Annotated in this window: 17 protein-coding genes; 7 read left to right on the forward strand and 10 right to left on the reverse strand. The window is 66.3% G+C overall.

Annotated elements, in window-relative coordinates; translation table 11 throughout:
- Positions 1 to 19 precede the first annotated feature (19 nt).
- From puhA to hemA, 7 genes are read left to right on the forward strand one after another with little or no spacing between them, the layout of a single operon-like run.
- Positions 20 to 808: a photosynthetic reaction center subunit H gene (gene puhA / locus FHT19_RS10795; RefSeq protein WP_169475130.1), complete on the forward strand. Its 789-nt coding sequence runs from the start codon at positions 20 to 22 to the stop codon at positions 806 to 808.
- Positions 805 to 1,431, forward strand: a complete 627-nt coding sequence (gene puhB / locus FHT19_RS10800; RefSeq protein ID WP_169475131.1) for a photosynthetic complex putative assembly protein PuhB — start codon at positions 805 to 807, stop codon at positions 1,429 to 1,431. The genes puhA and puhB overlap by 4 nt, the downstream gene beginning before the upstream one ends.
- Entirely contained in the window at positions 1,428 to 1,910 is a 483-nt protein-coding gene (puhC, locus tag FHT19_RS10805; protein WP_169475132.1) for a photosynthetic complex assembly protein PuhC, read from the forward strand. The genes puhB and puhC overlap by 4 nt, the downstream gene beginning before the upstream one ends.
- A complete protein-coding gene (locus tag FHT19_RS10810; RefSeq protein ID WP_168557245.1) occupies positions 1,907 to 2,197 on the forward strand; it encodes a hypothetical protein in 291 nt (96 codons plus the stop codon). Before puhC ends, FHT19_RS10810 begins: the two co-directional genes overlap by 4 nt.
- Positions 2,194 to 3,270 carry a magnesium-protoporphyrin IX monomethyl ester (oxidative) cyclase gene (acsF, locus tag FHT19_RS10815; protein WP_168557246.1) on the forward strand — a complete coding sequence of 359 codons (1,077 nt, stop codon included), beginning with the start codon at positions 2,194 to 2,196 and terminating at the stop codon, positions 3,268 to 3,270. The genes FHT19_RS10810 and acsF overlap by 4 nt, the downstream gene beginning before the upstream one ends.
- Positions 3,264 to 4,076: a putative photosynthetic complex assembly protein PuhE gene (puhE, locus tag FHT19_RS10820; RefSeq protein WP_169475133.1), complete on the forward strand. Its 813-nt coding sequence runs from the start codon at positions 3,264 to 3,266 to the stop codon at positions 4,074 to 4,076. The genes acsF and puhE overlap by 7 nt, the downstream gene beginning before the upstream one ends.
- 33 nt (positions 4,077 to 4,109) lie before the next feature.
- Entirely contained in the window at positions 4,110 to 5,330 is a 1,221-nt protein-coding gene (gene hemA, locus FHT19_RS10825; protein ID WP_169475134.1) for a 5-aminolevulinate synthase, read from the forward strand.
- Between the two features lie 76 nt (positions 5,331 to 5,406).
- Here the strand turns inward: hemA and FHT19_RS10830 are convergent, their stop codons facing one another.
- The 10 genes from FHT19_RS10830 to FHT19_RS10875 all read right to left on the reverse strand — a co-directional run bounded on the left by FHT19_RS10830 (position 5,407) and on the right by FHT19_RS10875 (position 13,769).
- The gene (locus tag FHT19_RS10830) at positions 5,407 to 5,937 is read right to left on the reverse strand and encodes a cytochrome c family protein (RefSeq protein ID WP_169475135.1); all 531 of its coding nucleotides are present in this window, start codon (positions 5,935 to 5,937) and stop codon (positions 5,407 to 5,409) included.
- A 270-nt stretch (positions 5,938 to 6,207) separates the two neighbouring features.
- On the reverse strand, positions 6,208 to 7,314 hold the full coding sequence (pufC, locus tag FHT19_RS10835) for a photosynthetic reaction center cytochrome PufC (RefSeq protein WP_169475136.1): 1,107 nt from the start codon (positions 7,312 to 7,314) through the stop codon (positions 6,208 to 6,210).
- Positions 7,311 to 8,285 carry a photosynthetic reaction center subunit M gene (gene pufM / locus FHT19_RS10840; protein WP_169475470.1) on the reverse strand — a complete coding sequence of 325 codons (975 nt, stop codon included), beginning with the start codon at positions 8,283 to 8,285 and terminating at the stop codon, positions 7,311 to 7,313. Before pufM ends, pufC begins: the two co-directional genes overlap by 4 nt.
- 14 nt (positions 8,286 to 8,299) lie before the next feature.
- Positions 8,300 to 9,124 (reverse strand): photosynthetic reaction center subunit L, encoded by an 825-nt coding sequence (gene pufL, locus FHT19_RS10845; protein ID WP_169475137.1) that lies wholly within the window; start codon positions 9,122 to 9,124, stop codon positions 8,300 to 8,302.
- A gap of 117 nt (positions 9,125 to 9,241) precedes the next feature.
- Positions 9,242 to 9,427: a light-harvesting antenna LH1, alpha subunit gene (pufA, locus tag FHT19_RS10850; RefSeq protein ID WP_168557253.1), complete on the reverse strand. Its 186-nt coding sequence runs from the start codon at positions 9,425 to 9,427 to the stop codon at positions 9,242 to 9,244.
- Positions 9,428 to 9,506: 79 nt separating this feature from the next.
- Positions 9,507 to 9,662, reverse strand: coding sequence for a light-harvesting antenna LH1, beta subunit (gene pufB / locus FHT19_RS10855; protein WP_168557254.1), 156 nt, complete (start codon positions 9,660 to 9,662; stop codon positions 9,507 to 9,509).
- Positions 9,655 to 9,825, reverse strand: a complete 171-nt coding sequence (locus FHT19_RS10860; protein ID WP_169475138.1) for a hypothetical protein — start codon at positions 9,823 to 9,825, stop codon at positions 9,655 to 9,657. Before FHT19_RS10860 ends, pufB begins: the two co-directional genes overlap by 8 nt.
- Positions 9,822 to 11,282: a chlorophyllide a reductase subunit Z gene (bchZ, locus tag FHT19_RS10865; protein WP_169475139.1), complete on the reverse strand. Its 1,461-nt coding sequence runs from the start codon at positions 11,280 to 11,282 to the stop codon at positions 9,822 to 9,824. Before bchZ ends, FHT19_RS10860 begins: the two co-directional genes overlap by 4 nt.
- On the reverse strand, positions 11,279 to 12,820 hold the full coding sequence (bchY, locus tag FHT19_RS10870; RefSeq protein WP_169475140.1) for a chlorophyllide a reductase subunit Y: 1,542 nt from the start codon (positions 12,818 to 12,820) through the stop codon (positions 11,279 to 11,281). Before bchY ends, bchZ begins: the two co-directional genes overlap by 4 nt.
- The gene (locus FHT19_RS10875) at positions 12,807 to 13,769 is read right to left on the reverse strand and encodes a chlorophyllide a reductase iron protein subunit X (protein ID WP_169475471.1); all 963 of its coding nucleotides are present in this window, start codon (positions 13,767 to 13,769) and stop codon (positions 12,807 to 12,809) included. The genes bchY and FHT19_RS10875 overlap by 14 nt, the downstream gene beginning before the upstream one ends.
- Positions 13,770 to 13,782: the final 13 nt, after the last annotated feature.

The raw sequence follows: 13,782 nt of genomic DNA on the forward strand, positions 1-13,782 counted from the left end.
GACGAGAAGGATAACGCCCATGAGACAAGGCTATATCGTCGGCACTGTGGATGCCGCGCAGCTGGCGCTGATCGCATTCGTGCTCTTCTTCATCGCCCTGGTGTTCTGGTTGCGACGCGAAGACCGGCGCGAGGGCTATCCGCTGGAAGATGCGCTGACCGGCCGGGTCGACAGCAATGGTGGGCCGCTCTCTACCGCCAGCGTCAAGACTTTCGTCTTGCCCTTCGGCATGGGCACCGTGGTCGTGCCGCTGCCCGCCAGCGACAATCGCGAACCGGTGGATATCCGGGCAGAGCGGCGCGAAAACTTTGGCGGGGCGCCCTATTCGCCGATCGGCGATGTCTTTGCCGCCGGCGTCGGGCCGGGCGCCTATGCCAATCGTGCGCGCTTTGCCGATCGCGATGCCCATGGCCTGCCACGGATCGTGCCGATCGGCGCCGTGCCGCAGATCAGCGTGGCCAGCGCCAGCACCGATCCGCGCGGGCTGCCCGTCTATGGCGCCGATGGCGCCCGCGCCGGTACCGTGGCTGACTTGTGGGTCGATCGCGCGGAGCACGTGATCCGCTATCTGGCGGTCGATACCGGGCATGTGGAAGGAGGCGGGCGCACCGTGCTGGCGCCGATGGCCATGGCGGTGGTGCGCCGCGAAGGCGTCATCATCAGCGCGATCAACGCCGCAGACTTTGCCAATGCGCCTTTCCCCGAAAATCCCGGCGAGATCACCCGCTACGAGGAAGAGCGCATCGTCGCTTACTTCGGCACCGGCTATCTCTATGCCAATGCCGATCGGCTGGAGCCACTGCTGTGATCGAATATGATTTCGAACCGGTGCGCGGGCTGCCGGGCACCCTGCCTCCAGGCGAATGGATCGTGTGGCAAGCCTCGCCCGATTGGCCTGCATTCCGGCGCAGCGCGCTCCACGCGCGGTGGCTGGCGCTCTATTTCGCGGTGCTGGTCGTCGCCGCGCTGGCCAGCGGCAATGCCGTTGGCGCAGCCGCAATTGCCGGGGCCGGGGTGATCCTGCAAGGGTTGCTCACGCTCTTTGCCTGGGCGGTGGCGCGCACCACGGTCTACACCCTCACCAACAAGCGGCTGGTCCTGCGCATCGGCGTGGCGCTGGGCAAGTGCGTGAACCTGCCCTTGGCGCAGATCGCCGCCGCCGATCTGCGCAGCCATGGCGGCATGGCGGGCGATATCGCCCTCGCGCTCAAGGGGCCGCACCGCCTGGGCTATGCCATGCTCTGGCCGCACGCCCGCCCGTGGCACCTCTCGTGCCCGCAGCCGATGCTGCGCGCGCTGGTCGATGCGCCGCGCCTGGCCCAGGCCCTGGCGCAGGCCTGCGCGGCCGCCGCCCCGGCCGGCGTGGTCCGTGCCCCGGCGCCCACGCCCGACGCCGCCCCCGGCCCCGCCCTGCATGGAGCCGCCGCATGAGCCACGCCCATTCCCATGAAAACACCGTTCCCCGCCCGGCCCTGGTGCTGGCCGGCGCACTGGTGGCGATCACGCTGGCGCTGACCACCCTGGTGCGCGTGGGCGTGCTCGATCGCGAGGCGGTGCCGGCGGTGGAACGGGCCAAGGCCGGGGTTGGCGCGGTTGAAGTGCGCCACCTTACTTTTGCCGATCGCGCCGATGGCGCGGTGGTGGTGCGCGATACCGATAGCGACCAGGCGCTGGCCGTGCTGGTGGGCGAAAACGATGGCGGCGGCTTCGTGCGCGGGGTGATGCGCGGCATGGCGCGCGAGCGGCGGATGAACGGCGTTGGCCCGGCCCGCCCGTTCGAATTGACGCAATGGGCCAATGGCGCGCTCACGCTGCGCGACCCCGCCACCGGCCGCGCGATCGAGCTGGGCTCTTTCGGGGCGACCAACCGCGCCGCCTTTGCCCGCTTTCTGAAAGGCAGCGCGGCATGATCCGCCCTCGCGCCCTGACCGTGCCCTGCCGTATCGCGGTTGAACAAAGCGCCGCGCATTTTCACGCCCATGTCGAACTGGCGGGCAACCTGGCCATGGCGCCGGGCGACCGGGTCTGTGTCCACGGCGATCCGGTTCGCGTGTCGTTTGGCGAAAATGCCGTGTTCGAGCGTATGGCAACCGTGGAGCGCGCCGGCCCGGTGCGCCGCGCGTGGACACGGCTGGTGGCCTACCTTGGCCTGACCGAGCTTTACGAAGTGAGCTTTACCCCTGGGAGCCTGAGATGAACGCGCACACCCCTGTTCAGCCTGCCCCGGCCGCCACAGCCGACGTGCACGCGATGGTCAGCCACGAAACCGTGCTGAGCCCGCGTTTCTACACCACCGATTTCAAGGCGCTGGACGCGATCGACGTATCCCCCGTGCGCCAGGAATGGGACGCCCTGATTGCCGAGATGGCCAGCGACCCCAACAAGCGCCACTTCAAGCGCGAGCAGGATTTTGCCGGCATCATCGCCGCGCTCGAACCGGCCTTGCGCGCCGAGTTCATCGATTTCCTGGTCAGCTCGCTCACCTCGGAATTTTCCGGCTGCATCCTCTATGCCGAAATGGCGCGGCGCACGACCAACCCCGACATGAAGATGCTGTTCAAGCTGCTGGCCCGCGATGAAAGCCGCCACGCCGGCTTCATCAACGAAGCCTTGAAGGACGAAGGCATCGGCATCGACTTGAGCTTCCTGACCAAGGCCAAGAAATACCACTATTTCAAGCCGAAGTTCATTTTCTATTCGGTCTACCTGTCTGAAAAGATCGGCTATGCCCGCTATATCACGATCTATCGCCAGCTCGCCGCGCGGCCGGAATTGCGCTTTCACCCGATCTTCGCGTGGTTCGAAAACTGGTGCAACGACGAGTTCCGCCATGGCGAGGCGTTCGCCCTGCTGCTGCGCGCCGATCCTGCGCTGCTGCGCGGGGCCAACACGCTGTGGGTGCGCTTCTTCCTGCTCGCCGTCTATGCCACGATGTACGTGCGCGATCACGCCCGGCCGGCATTCCACCAGGCCCTGGGCCTTGATCCCACCGATTACGATTATCGCGTGTTCACGATCTGCTCGCAGATCGCCCGCCAGGTCTTCCCGGTAGAGCTGGACACCGACGATCCCCGCTTCCGCCGCGCCATGGCGCGCCTGCTGGTGGCCAGCAACCGCCTTGCCGCGGGCAAGGCGCGGGGCGGGCTGGCCGGGGCTTGGCTGCGCGCCACCGGGGCCCTGGGTGCCGGGGCCAACTTTGCCCGCATGTACCTGCTGCGCCCGCGCCGCAATGCCCTGCCCGCCACGGTGCGGCTGCAACCGGCATGGTAAGCCTGGGCGCGATCAGTTTTACCGGCCACGTCCTGCCGGTGCTGGCCACGGTCCTGGTCTGGTTCCTGGCCACCGGGCTGGTGGCCTGGCTGGACAACCGTGCGCGCCACACGTTCGCGCGCAGCCTGGCCCTGGCCGGCGTGGCGGCGGTCGGTGGCATCGCGATCATCGCCGCCACGATGCATTCGGCCACGTTATGGGGTGTCTATGCCTCGCTTGCCGGCGCAATCCTGGTCTGGGCCTGGCACGAAATCAGCTTCCTCACCGGCGTGATCACCGGCCCGCGGCGCGAAGCCTGCCCGCCCGGCGCGCGGGGGTGGCAGCGCTTCACCCATGCCGTGGCGGTGGTCGCCTGGCACGAAGTGGCCCTGGCACTCAGCGCCGCCGGGTTGATCTGGATGAGCCAGGGCGCACCCAACCAGGTTGGCGCCATGGCCTTTGCCCTGCTGCTAGCCATGCGATTGAGCACCAAGATCGCGATTTTCCTTGGCGTTCCCAACATGAGCGCGGATATCCTGCCCCAGCATCTGGCTTACCTGAAAAGCTATTTCGGCAAACCGCGGCTGGGCCCCGAACTCTATGCCGCGATCGCCGCGTGCCTTGCTCTTGCGGCATGGCTGGCCACCATTGCCCTTGCCGCCCCGGCCGGCAGTGCCGATGCCGCCGGCGCCAGCCTGCTCTTCGCGCTCGCCGCGCTGGGCGCGCTCGAACACCTCTTCCTGGCCCTGCCGTTGCGGGATGGGGCCTTGTGGGGCTGGGCCCTGCCGGTCCGAACGCCGGCAACCCGCCGCCATCCCGCCAATTGAACAAGCAAGACAAGCACGAGAGGACCGATCACGATGGATTTCGAAACCTACTTCATGGGGGAACTGGAGTCGGTCCGCGAGGAAGGCCGCTATCGCATCTTTACCGAGATCGAGCGCCACTGTGGCCAATTCCCCCATGCCACCCGCTATGTCGACGAGCAGACCCACCCGATCACGGTATGGTGCTCCAACGATTACCTGGGCATGGGGCAGCATGCGGCCGTGCTCGATGCGATGCACACCGTGCTGGATGAATGCGGCGCGGGCGCGGGCGGCACGCGCAACATTTCCGGCACCAACCATCACCACGTCATGCTGGAACGCGAACTGGCAGAGCTGCACGGCAAGGAAGCCGCGCTGCTGTTCACCAGCGGCTATGTCTCCAACTGGGCGGGCCTGGGCACGCTGGCCGCGAAAATTCCCGGCTGCGTGGTCTTTTCCGATGCGCTCAACCACGCCTCGATGATCGAGGGGATCCGCCACTCCCGCGCCAAGTGCCACATCTGGCGCCACAACGATGCCGCGCACCTCGATCAACTGCTGGCGCAATACGGGCCCGACGTGCCCAAGCTGGTGGCGTTCGAAAGCGTCTATTCGATGGATGGCGATATCGCGCCGATCGCCGATATCCTTGATGTGTGCGACGCGCACGGCGCGATGACGTATATCGACGAAGTGCACGCGGTGGGCCTTTATGGCCCGCGCGGCGGCGGCGTGGCCGAACGCGAAGGGCTGATGGACCGCATCACGGTGATCGAAGGCACGCTGGGCAAGGCCTTTGGTGTCATGGGGGGCTATATCGCCGCCTCGGCCGCGCTGTGCGATTTCGTGCGCACCTTTTCCAGCGGCTTCATCTTCACCACCGCCCTGCCGCCGGCGCTGGCCGCCGGCGCCACCGCCAGCATCCGCCATCTCAAGACCAGCCAGATCGAGCGCGCACGCCACAAGGAACGCGTTGCCAATGTGCGCCGCCGGCTCGATGCCATGGGCATTCCGCACCTGCCCAATCCCAGCCACATCATTCCGGTGATGGTGGGCGATGCCAAGAAGTGCAAGCGGATCAGCGACTGGCTGATGGACAACCACGGCATCTATGTGCAGCCGATCAATTATCCCACCGTGCCGCGCGGCACCGAACGCTTGCGCATCACGCCCTCGCCGGTGCACAGCGATGCCGACATCGAACGCCTGATCGAGGCATTGAGCGACATCTGGTCGCAGTGCGAGCTGGCCCGGCGCTCCGCCGCGGCCTGAACAACAGCCAAAAAAGGGGGCCGCGAACCATATTGGTCGCGGCCCCCTTTTTCGTGGCCTTCCGGCAAGCGGTGCGTCAGGTCGGGTTCTTGAGATAGGCGATCACGTCGGCGCGGTCCTGCGCCTTGGGCAGGCCGGCGAACGTCATCTTGGTGCCGGGCACCACGCGCTGCGGCTTTTCCAGATACTGGAACAGCTTTTCGGCGGTCCAGGTGATGCCGCTGTTCTTGTTGGCATTGGAATAGGCAAACCCGGCGATCTGCCCGGCCTTGCGGCCCACCACGCCCGCCAGCGACGGGCCGATCATGTTCTTGCCCGGTTCGGCCGAATGGCAGGCCTGGCATTGGGTGAAGATCGCCTTGCCATGGACCGCATCGCCCGTCAGCGATGCCAGCGTGGTCCCGTCCAGCGTATCGGTCGAATCCGCGGTCGGCGCGGCGGTGCTGGTTGCCGCAGCAGGGGTCATTGCGGCAGCCGCCGCCGTGGTCGTTTCGCTGGCGGCAGGCGCCTGTTCTGCCGCGGATTTGTCGGAACTGCTCCCGCCGCCGCACGCTGCAAGCAGCAAGGTGGCGGAACCCAGCACAAGATAGTGGATCTTGGATTTCATCTGCATCCTCCATTATTTTTTGAGGGTGCGCGTCACGCAGGACGGCGGAAAAATAGAACAAGTCCTATAGTGCCACGCAATACGGCCGTTAGGGCGGTCAACCGATCTTCGCTTGCATGCGGCCGTGGGTGCCGAAAGGGCTCTGTTTGCCGCACTTTCCTGTGACTTCCCTGGCGCGAAAACGGTTTGTGGCACCAGCGGTTCCTTGGGCCGTCTTGCCGGGCCGATGGCGGACCGCTCAGGGCGGATGCAGCAGGCTGGCCATCGCCATCAGCCCGCCGGGTTGGCCCGTGCCGGCGCGGCCGAGGCAACCGGTTGTGCCGGCGGCGGCGCCAGCAGCGGGCGGGGCAGCGTGGCCGGTACGGTGTTGGGCCCGGGTGCGCCCCACAGCGCGTGATAATCACGGGCCATGGGATAGCCGCCCAGCGGCTTGTTCTTGCCCTGGTGGCACGTGGCGCAGCTCACCTTGAGCGGATCGCCCATCGGCCCCTTGCGATAGGCCGGAAACACGTTGGCGAGCGAGCCGATGTATTGCCCATTGGCTTCGCGCACCATGCGGATACCGTACCAGGCCTTGGCGCGCTTGGGCGTGCTGATCGGCCAGGTGCCAAACGACTGGGCATTGTGGCAGAACGTGCAGTTCACGCCCAAGGCCTTGGAAACGTGGACCATCACGGCATAGGAATTTTCGGTCTGCATTACGCTGGTCTTGTCGGCCGGCGAAGGATGCGCGCTGGTCGATTGCACGCGAATGTTCTGGTCGCGCTTGGGATCGCCGGTCAGATAGAGCGCCAGCGAGGCTTGCGGCAACGCGGAAAAGCCTGTCGCGTCGATCGGATTGTCTTGGCCGTGGCGATTGCCGATGATGCCGTTGGGCCCTTGTGGCGGCAGCGCCCAGTTATAGGCCGGCACCGCCTGCCCGCGATGGCAGGTATAGCACGTCACGCCGGTCTGTCCCACGTGCGCGCCCCAGTTGTGGTTGATGTTGCGCGTCATCTGCAACATGCGCCGGGCGACAACCTTGGTGTAGAGTTCGTCAGAGGCCATGTTGTTGGGATTGTGGCAATAGTTGCAGCCCTCCTTGGGTGCCACCCAGGCCGTGATCGCAGCCATGGTATAGCTCAGCTGCTCGGCGGATTCATCGCCCAGGACTTGCAGGTTCTGGAACGATTCCCGGGCGCGGGGCCCGTCGTTGGACGGCGGATCATAGGGCGGCGGTGGCACCTCGTCCTTGGCCATGGCCACTTTCTTGACCGTGACCTGGTCCATGCCCGTGCCGCGATAGCCGTTCTGGCCGGAAACCTTGTGCGCCAGTTCGCAGCCCCCCAGGGAAAGCGCGGCCAGCGTTGCCAGCGCAAATGCGGTGATCCGTCTCATTTCCCGGCGCTCCCCAAGGTGGCGGGGTCGATCACCCCGGTTGCGGGATAGTGGGGGGCATAGCCGTGCTGCTGTGCCCACAGATACCAGTTGTCCACCACCGTGCCGGTCAGCAGGATGCCGATGCCGCCGGTCAGCGTGGTCAGCACCGCAAACCACCACGCCCAGCGGTGGATCGATTCCATCGTGGCGTTGAAACCCATGGTCCAGCGCCAGAACAGCGCGGCGCGTTCCGATGCCGTGCCCCGGTCGGTGATCTGCTCGATCTCGCGCTCGCCGCCATAGCGGCCCACGGCCAGGATCGTGGCGCCATGCATGGCGAACAGCAGCGTCGAACCATAAAGGAACGCGATCGAGAAGCAGTGGAACGGGTTGTAGAACAAGTTGCCGTAGCGGATCGAAAAGGCCGCCGTCCAATCCAGGTGCGGAAAGATGCCGAACGGCACGCTTTCGGCCCAGCTGCCCATGAAGAACGGGCGGATGAAGCCCAGCACCAGGAACAGCCAGATCGCGCTGAGGAATGCCCAGGCCACGTGGGTGCCCATGCCCAGCGCCCTTGCGCGGGTATAGGTTCGCACCCACCACAGCAGCACCGACGTGGTCAGGCAGAACCCGGCCATGATCCACCAGCCCCCCTTGGCCAGCGGCACGAAGGGGGTAAAGCCATATTCCGGCCCCGGCGGTTCCAGCGAGAGCCAAGGCAGCAGGCGCACGAACTGGATCGGATTCCAATGCACCGACGCCAGCATGTTGAGCCCGATGATCTCGAACGCGGTAAAGCCGAAGATCAACGAAAACAGCCCGGTCCAGCCCAGGTAGATCGGCCCGATCTGTGCCTGGCCGATCAGGCCAAGCACGTGGACGAAGCCACCCTCGCCGATCCGCGCCTCGCTGCCGGGTGGCAGGGCCACGCCCATCTCGGGCTCGCCACGCAACTGCACTTGGGTGAAGATGTTCTGATAGGTCGCCATCGCACGGTGCTCCTTCACGACCAGATCGGCAGGTTGAGCCACCAGGTCCACCACTCGGGCCACCCGCGGGTCCACAGCGGGCCGCTGATGACGATGCACACCGCGCTCCAGAACCCGGCGTTGAGCGCCAGCAGCAGGCCCACGCGGTGGATGCCCAGGGTGCCGACGGAATAGCCGATCAGATCGCGGAAGAAGGTGTCTTCGTATTCGGGCGTCTTCACTTCGCCACAGTTCGGCGGGTTCACCGCCGAAAGCACCAGGGCGCCATGCAGCGCCAGTGCAAGCGTGGTGGTGAAGAAGAACGACACCGCCAGCATGTGCGCCGGGTTATAGTGGAAGTGGAGGTACTGGTATCCCGTGTTGGACACCCAGTCGAGGTGGCTGAAAATGCCATAGGGAAAGCCCCAATGCCACGCGCCCAGCAGGACCGGCCGGATCACCACCAGGGTGAAATAGGCAAAGATCGCCATGCCAAAGGCCACCGGCACATGATAGCCCATGCCCAGCTTGCGGCAGATTTCCACTTCGCGCAGCGCCCATGACACGAATGACACCAGCGCGCAGACCGTGATGATCTGCCAGAAGCCGCCCTCCTTCAGCGGCGCCAGCGCCAGGCCATATTTCAAGTCGGGCGGCGCCACCGAGATCAGCCACGGGTTCCACGTCGGGCCCTGGCTGGCGGCATAGAAAATCAGCGCCGTGCCCAACGAGGCGAAGATCGCCGTCACCACGCCGAAAAAGCCGACGTAGAACGGGCCCACCCAGAAATCGAACAGGTCGCCACCGATCAAGGTGCCGCCGCGCACGCGATATTTTCGTTCGAAACTCAGGAGTGCCATGGCCATCCCCTTCCCCGCCTGGATGCGGCGGCGTTTGTTATCGGTTGCCCCCTTGTCGATCGGCCGGGCCCTTGAGGCGGCGGTCGGGACAGCCGCCGCCTCTCGCACGGGCTTTCGTCAGCTTGCCGGCTTCGCGGCTGCGGCGGCATGCGCGGCGCCCTGCGCCGAGTTGGGGCCGTCGAGCCAGTTGTAGGTATCGGTGCTGAGCAGGATGAAGTGAATGATCAGCGCCAGCACGAGCAGGAAAGCAAACAGGGCAACCAGTGTCCTGCGCGGGTCGAAAATCAGCCAAAGTCTCCACATGGGTTTTATCCTTGTGCAAGATTGTTGGCCCCCGCCCCATCAAGCCGTGATGGCCCGAGGTCGCGAGGGAAACGCGCGTTTAGAGCCAGGGCTTCCACATCCAGACAAGGACATGTGCAACCACGGCCACGGCGGTGAAGCCAAGGAAGCTGCTCATGAACAGCTTGTGGAATTCCTTTGCTTCTTCGGGCGTTAGATATGTTCTCAGCCCAAAGCGATCGTCACGATCACTCATAGCCCAATCTCCTTTCGTTGGTGGTGTGCGAGAGGCGGAAGACCTCTTCGGTATCCTCGCGAACCTGCGGGGCGGTTCGCCGCGCTTCGATGGTGCCGCGAGAATGGCAAGGCCGGGTTGCCCAAAACCGGGCAGCGGGGCGATCGGGGTCGGCGCGGGTCATGCGACCTGTGCCTCAAGCAGGGCATCGGCCAGGCGATCGGCGCTGACGCGGTCTTCGCCGCAGCGGCGCGCGGCGCGCTCTGCCGCATCGCGCAGCCGCTTGGCGGCCGAAATGCGGATGAGCACCGGCTGGGCCGCAACCACATCGTCGAGCCGCGCCTTGGCATCTTCGTCCCACGGCAATTCGCGCCAGGCAGCCTCGCCGGCTACGCGCGCAAGCGTGGGCTCCACCTTGTCCATCTCGGTGGCCAGCGGCAGGATGTGGAACAGCGCGTCGAACAGCGCATTGCACACTTCCTGCACCAGATAGGTCGCCCCGGCATAGCCCATGAACGGCGTGCCGGTGTGGCGGCGGATGGCAGCGCCGGGAAAACTCGCCGGGATATAGATCCCGCGCCCGCCGCGCTCGGCGTTGTACATGCGCTCGTTATAGCTGCCCAGCAGCACCAGCGGCGGATTGGCATGGATCGCGGCGCGCACGTCCTCGTTGCGCGGCTTCACCCCCGGCTCGCGCGCAAAGGCAAAGTTGCACGGCAGGCCCATGTCCTGTTCCAGAAAGTGCCGGATGCCACGCGCATACGTGCCGTTGGCCACGATGCCGAAGCTGGCCGTGGCAAAGAAATCCTGCGTCACCGAACGCCACAAGTCCCACAAGGGCTTGATCGTCGTGTGCTTCTCGCGGGTGATGAACGGTTCTGCGTCCAGCCCCAGTTCCGCCGCCAGCGCACGCAAAAACCGCGTCGTGCTGTCCAGCCCGATCGGCGCCTGGAAATAGGGCCGCTCCAGCACTTCGCACAAGCCGCGCCCGAATTCGCGATAGAGGCAGACATTGGCCTGCGCATCGGCCAGCTTGCGAATATCGGCCAGGTGGCAGCCGAGCGGAAACACCAGGTTGACCTCCGCCCCGATCCCCTCGATCAGGCGGCGCACTTCGTGCAGGTCGCTGGCCATGTTGAACATGCCATAGGACGGGCCGATGATATTCACCCGCGGCTTTTCGCCCGGCTTCACCGGGCGCGCCGCCGGCACGGTCTTCGGCCCGAATTCCGACCACAGCCAGCTCAGCGCGCGATCCGCGCTCTGCCACTGGTCCTCGTCGATGGTGCGCGGCAGGAAGCGCTTGATATTGGTGCCCTGCGGCGTCACCCCGCCGCCGATCATCTCGGCAATGGAGCCGGTCACGACCACGGCGGGCAAATCCGGGTCCAGCGTGGCCCAGGCCCGCTTCATCGCCCCTTCGGTGCCGGTCTTGCCCAGCTCCTCCTCGCCCAGGCCGGTGACCACGATGGGCAATTCGTGCGGCGGCAAGCCATCGGTATAATGCAGCACCGATGTGACCGGCAGGTTTTCGCAGCCCACCGGCCCGTCGATGATCACCTGCAAGCCCTTGGCCGCGGCAAAGACATAGACCGCGCCCCAATAGCCGCCGGCCCGGTCGTGATCGAGCACCAGCGTCATGATCCCACCGCCTCGGCCGCCTTGCGCGCGGCTTCGTTGAGCGCAGCGTATTTCTTCTTGAACTGCGGCCGGTCCTGCGGCGTGTCTTCCCACACGCCTGCCTGAGCACCCGTGCCCACGCCATCGAAGAACGCGCGCATCGCGTCGAAGCGCGGCTTGTTGGCCATCGCCGCATTGATCACTTGCGCCAGGCTGCCCGCGCCGGCCATGCCCATCAGCGGGCGCGCGGAAATCAGGTTGGTGAAATAGAGCGCCGGGATCGCCCGCTGCTTGGCATATTGCACCACCGGCGTGGTGCCGATCGCCAGATCGGGCGCATATTCGGCCACGGCGGCCAGGTCCTGCTCCAGGCTGGCGCGGAACTGCACCCGCACACCGCGCGCTTCCAGCCAGGCGCGGTCCGCCGCCCCGGCCACGGTGGCGGGGCAGGCCGTGCCGACATAGGGCACATCGGCGCCGCTTTCGATCAGGAGCCGCGCCACCAGCAGTTCCGATCCTTCATAGCCGGTCACGGTGATCCGCCCGTTGATCGGATTGGCCGCCAGCGCGCCACCGATGGCGGGCAGGAAGCGGTCCTTGGCATTGTCGATCAGGCGCTGCGCCACGCCGCAAGCCGCGCCGATGGCATCGAGCCAGGCCGCCGTGCCTTCCACGCCCACGGGTGCCGACCCAACGATGGGCCGCCCGGCATGTTCGAATTCACGCATGCTGGCGCTGTAGAACGGATGGATCGCACCCACTGCGGCGCAATCGAGCGCGGCATAGAGCTCGCGCCATTCGCGCGTGGGCACCACCGGCCCCGCCGCCAGGCCCAGCGGCTCCAGCAGCATGCCGATGCCAACCGGATCTGCCGGAAACATCTCGCTCAGCAGCGTCACCGTGGGCCGATCCGCCTTCACGCGCGGCGCGGCCACCGGGCCCTGCTCGGCCTCAGTCCGCGCATAGGCCAGCATCGCACCGGCCAGCACGTCCTTGGCCTCGGCATGGGTGGGAATGCCGAAACCGGGCACGTCGATGCCGATGATGCGCACCCCGTTGATCTGCTTTTTCAGCAGGCGCAGCGGCACGCCGCTGGCCGTGGGCACGCACAGGTTGGTCACCACGATGGCATCATAGAGCGCCGGATCGGCCAGCCCTTCCACCGCTTCCTTGATGTCCTCGAACAGCTTGCCGGTCACCAGCGTTTCGGAGTTGAACGGCACATAGCCCACCGTCCGCCGCGCGCCGTAAAAGTGCGACGTGAACGTCAGGCCATAGACGCAACAGGCCGAGCCGGAGAGCACCGTGGCGGTGCGGCGCATGCGCAGCCCCACGCGCAGCGAGCCGAATGCCGGGCACATGCTCTGCGGCTGGTCGTGCGGGCCGACGGGATAATCGGCGGCATAGCGCGCCAGCAATTCGCTGCCCTGCGCCTTGTCGGTCGCCGCGCGCAACACGCCGGCATCGGCATGGCAGCCCCCGCCTTCGGCCGGCGTACCAAGCGCGATCCGGTCTGGCTGGCGCTCCAGCACGGGCGCGGGCGCGTCACGCTTCGTCATAGATCACCTCGAGCGAGGGCTTCCGGACAAAGGCGCCGCCGCGCATGTCGGCCTGGGTGGCCGGCACCAGCACCACGCCCCCGCCCACGTCCTCGGGCGAGAACAGGCCAAGCAGGCCATCCTGGTCGAGCGGGCGCGGCTGCCGCGCCGGCGCTGCGGCCACGTTGCGCGCTAGGTCTTCGAACAGGCTGCCCCATTGCCCGCCGGGCCGGCCGATGATCTGGTAATTGGCGGACTTGCGGCGGATGTCCTCGTCCGCCGGAATGGCGCAGAGCACCGGGATATCCACCGTGCGGGCAAAAGCCGCGGCTTCGCCGGTGCCATCATCCTTGTTCACGATCATGCCGGCAACGCCCACGTTGCCGCCCATCTTGCGGAAGTATTCCACCGCCTTGCAGACGTTGTTCGCCACATAAAGCGATTGCAGGTCGTTGGAGCCGACCACGATCACTTTCTGGCACATGTCCCGCGCGATCGGCAGGCCGAACCCGCCGCAGACCACGTCGCCCAGGAAATCGAGCAGCACGTAGTCGAACCCCCAATCGTGGAAGCCCAGCTTTTCCAGCAGCTCGAACCCATGGATGATGCCGCGCCCGCCACAGCCGCGGCCCACTTCCGGCCCGCCCAGCTCCATCGCGAAAACCCCGTCGCGCTGGAAGCACACGTCCTCGATCCGCACCTCTTCGCCCGCCAGCTTCTTGGCGGCCGAGGTTTCGATGATCGTCGGGCAACTGCGCCCGCCAAACAGCAGGCTGGTGGTATCGGACTTGGGATCGCACCCGATCAGCAGCACGCGCTTGCCTTGCTGCGCCATCATGTAGCTCAGGTTCGACAGGGCAAAGCTCTTGCCCGATCCGCCCTTGCCATAGATCGCGATCACCTGGGTCTGCTTGGTCGCTTCGCCCATATGGGGCAGGTCGGGTTCGATCGCGGCTTCGGCGCGCAGCATGGCGCCGTGCGGG

The sequence above is a fragment of the Novosphingobium sp. SG919 genome, assembly GCF_012932495.1.
Classification (GTDB): domain Bacteria; phylum Pseudomonadota; class Alphaproteobacteria; order Sphingomonadales; family Sphingomonadaceae; genus Novosphingobium; species Novosphingobium rhizosphaerae.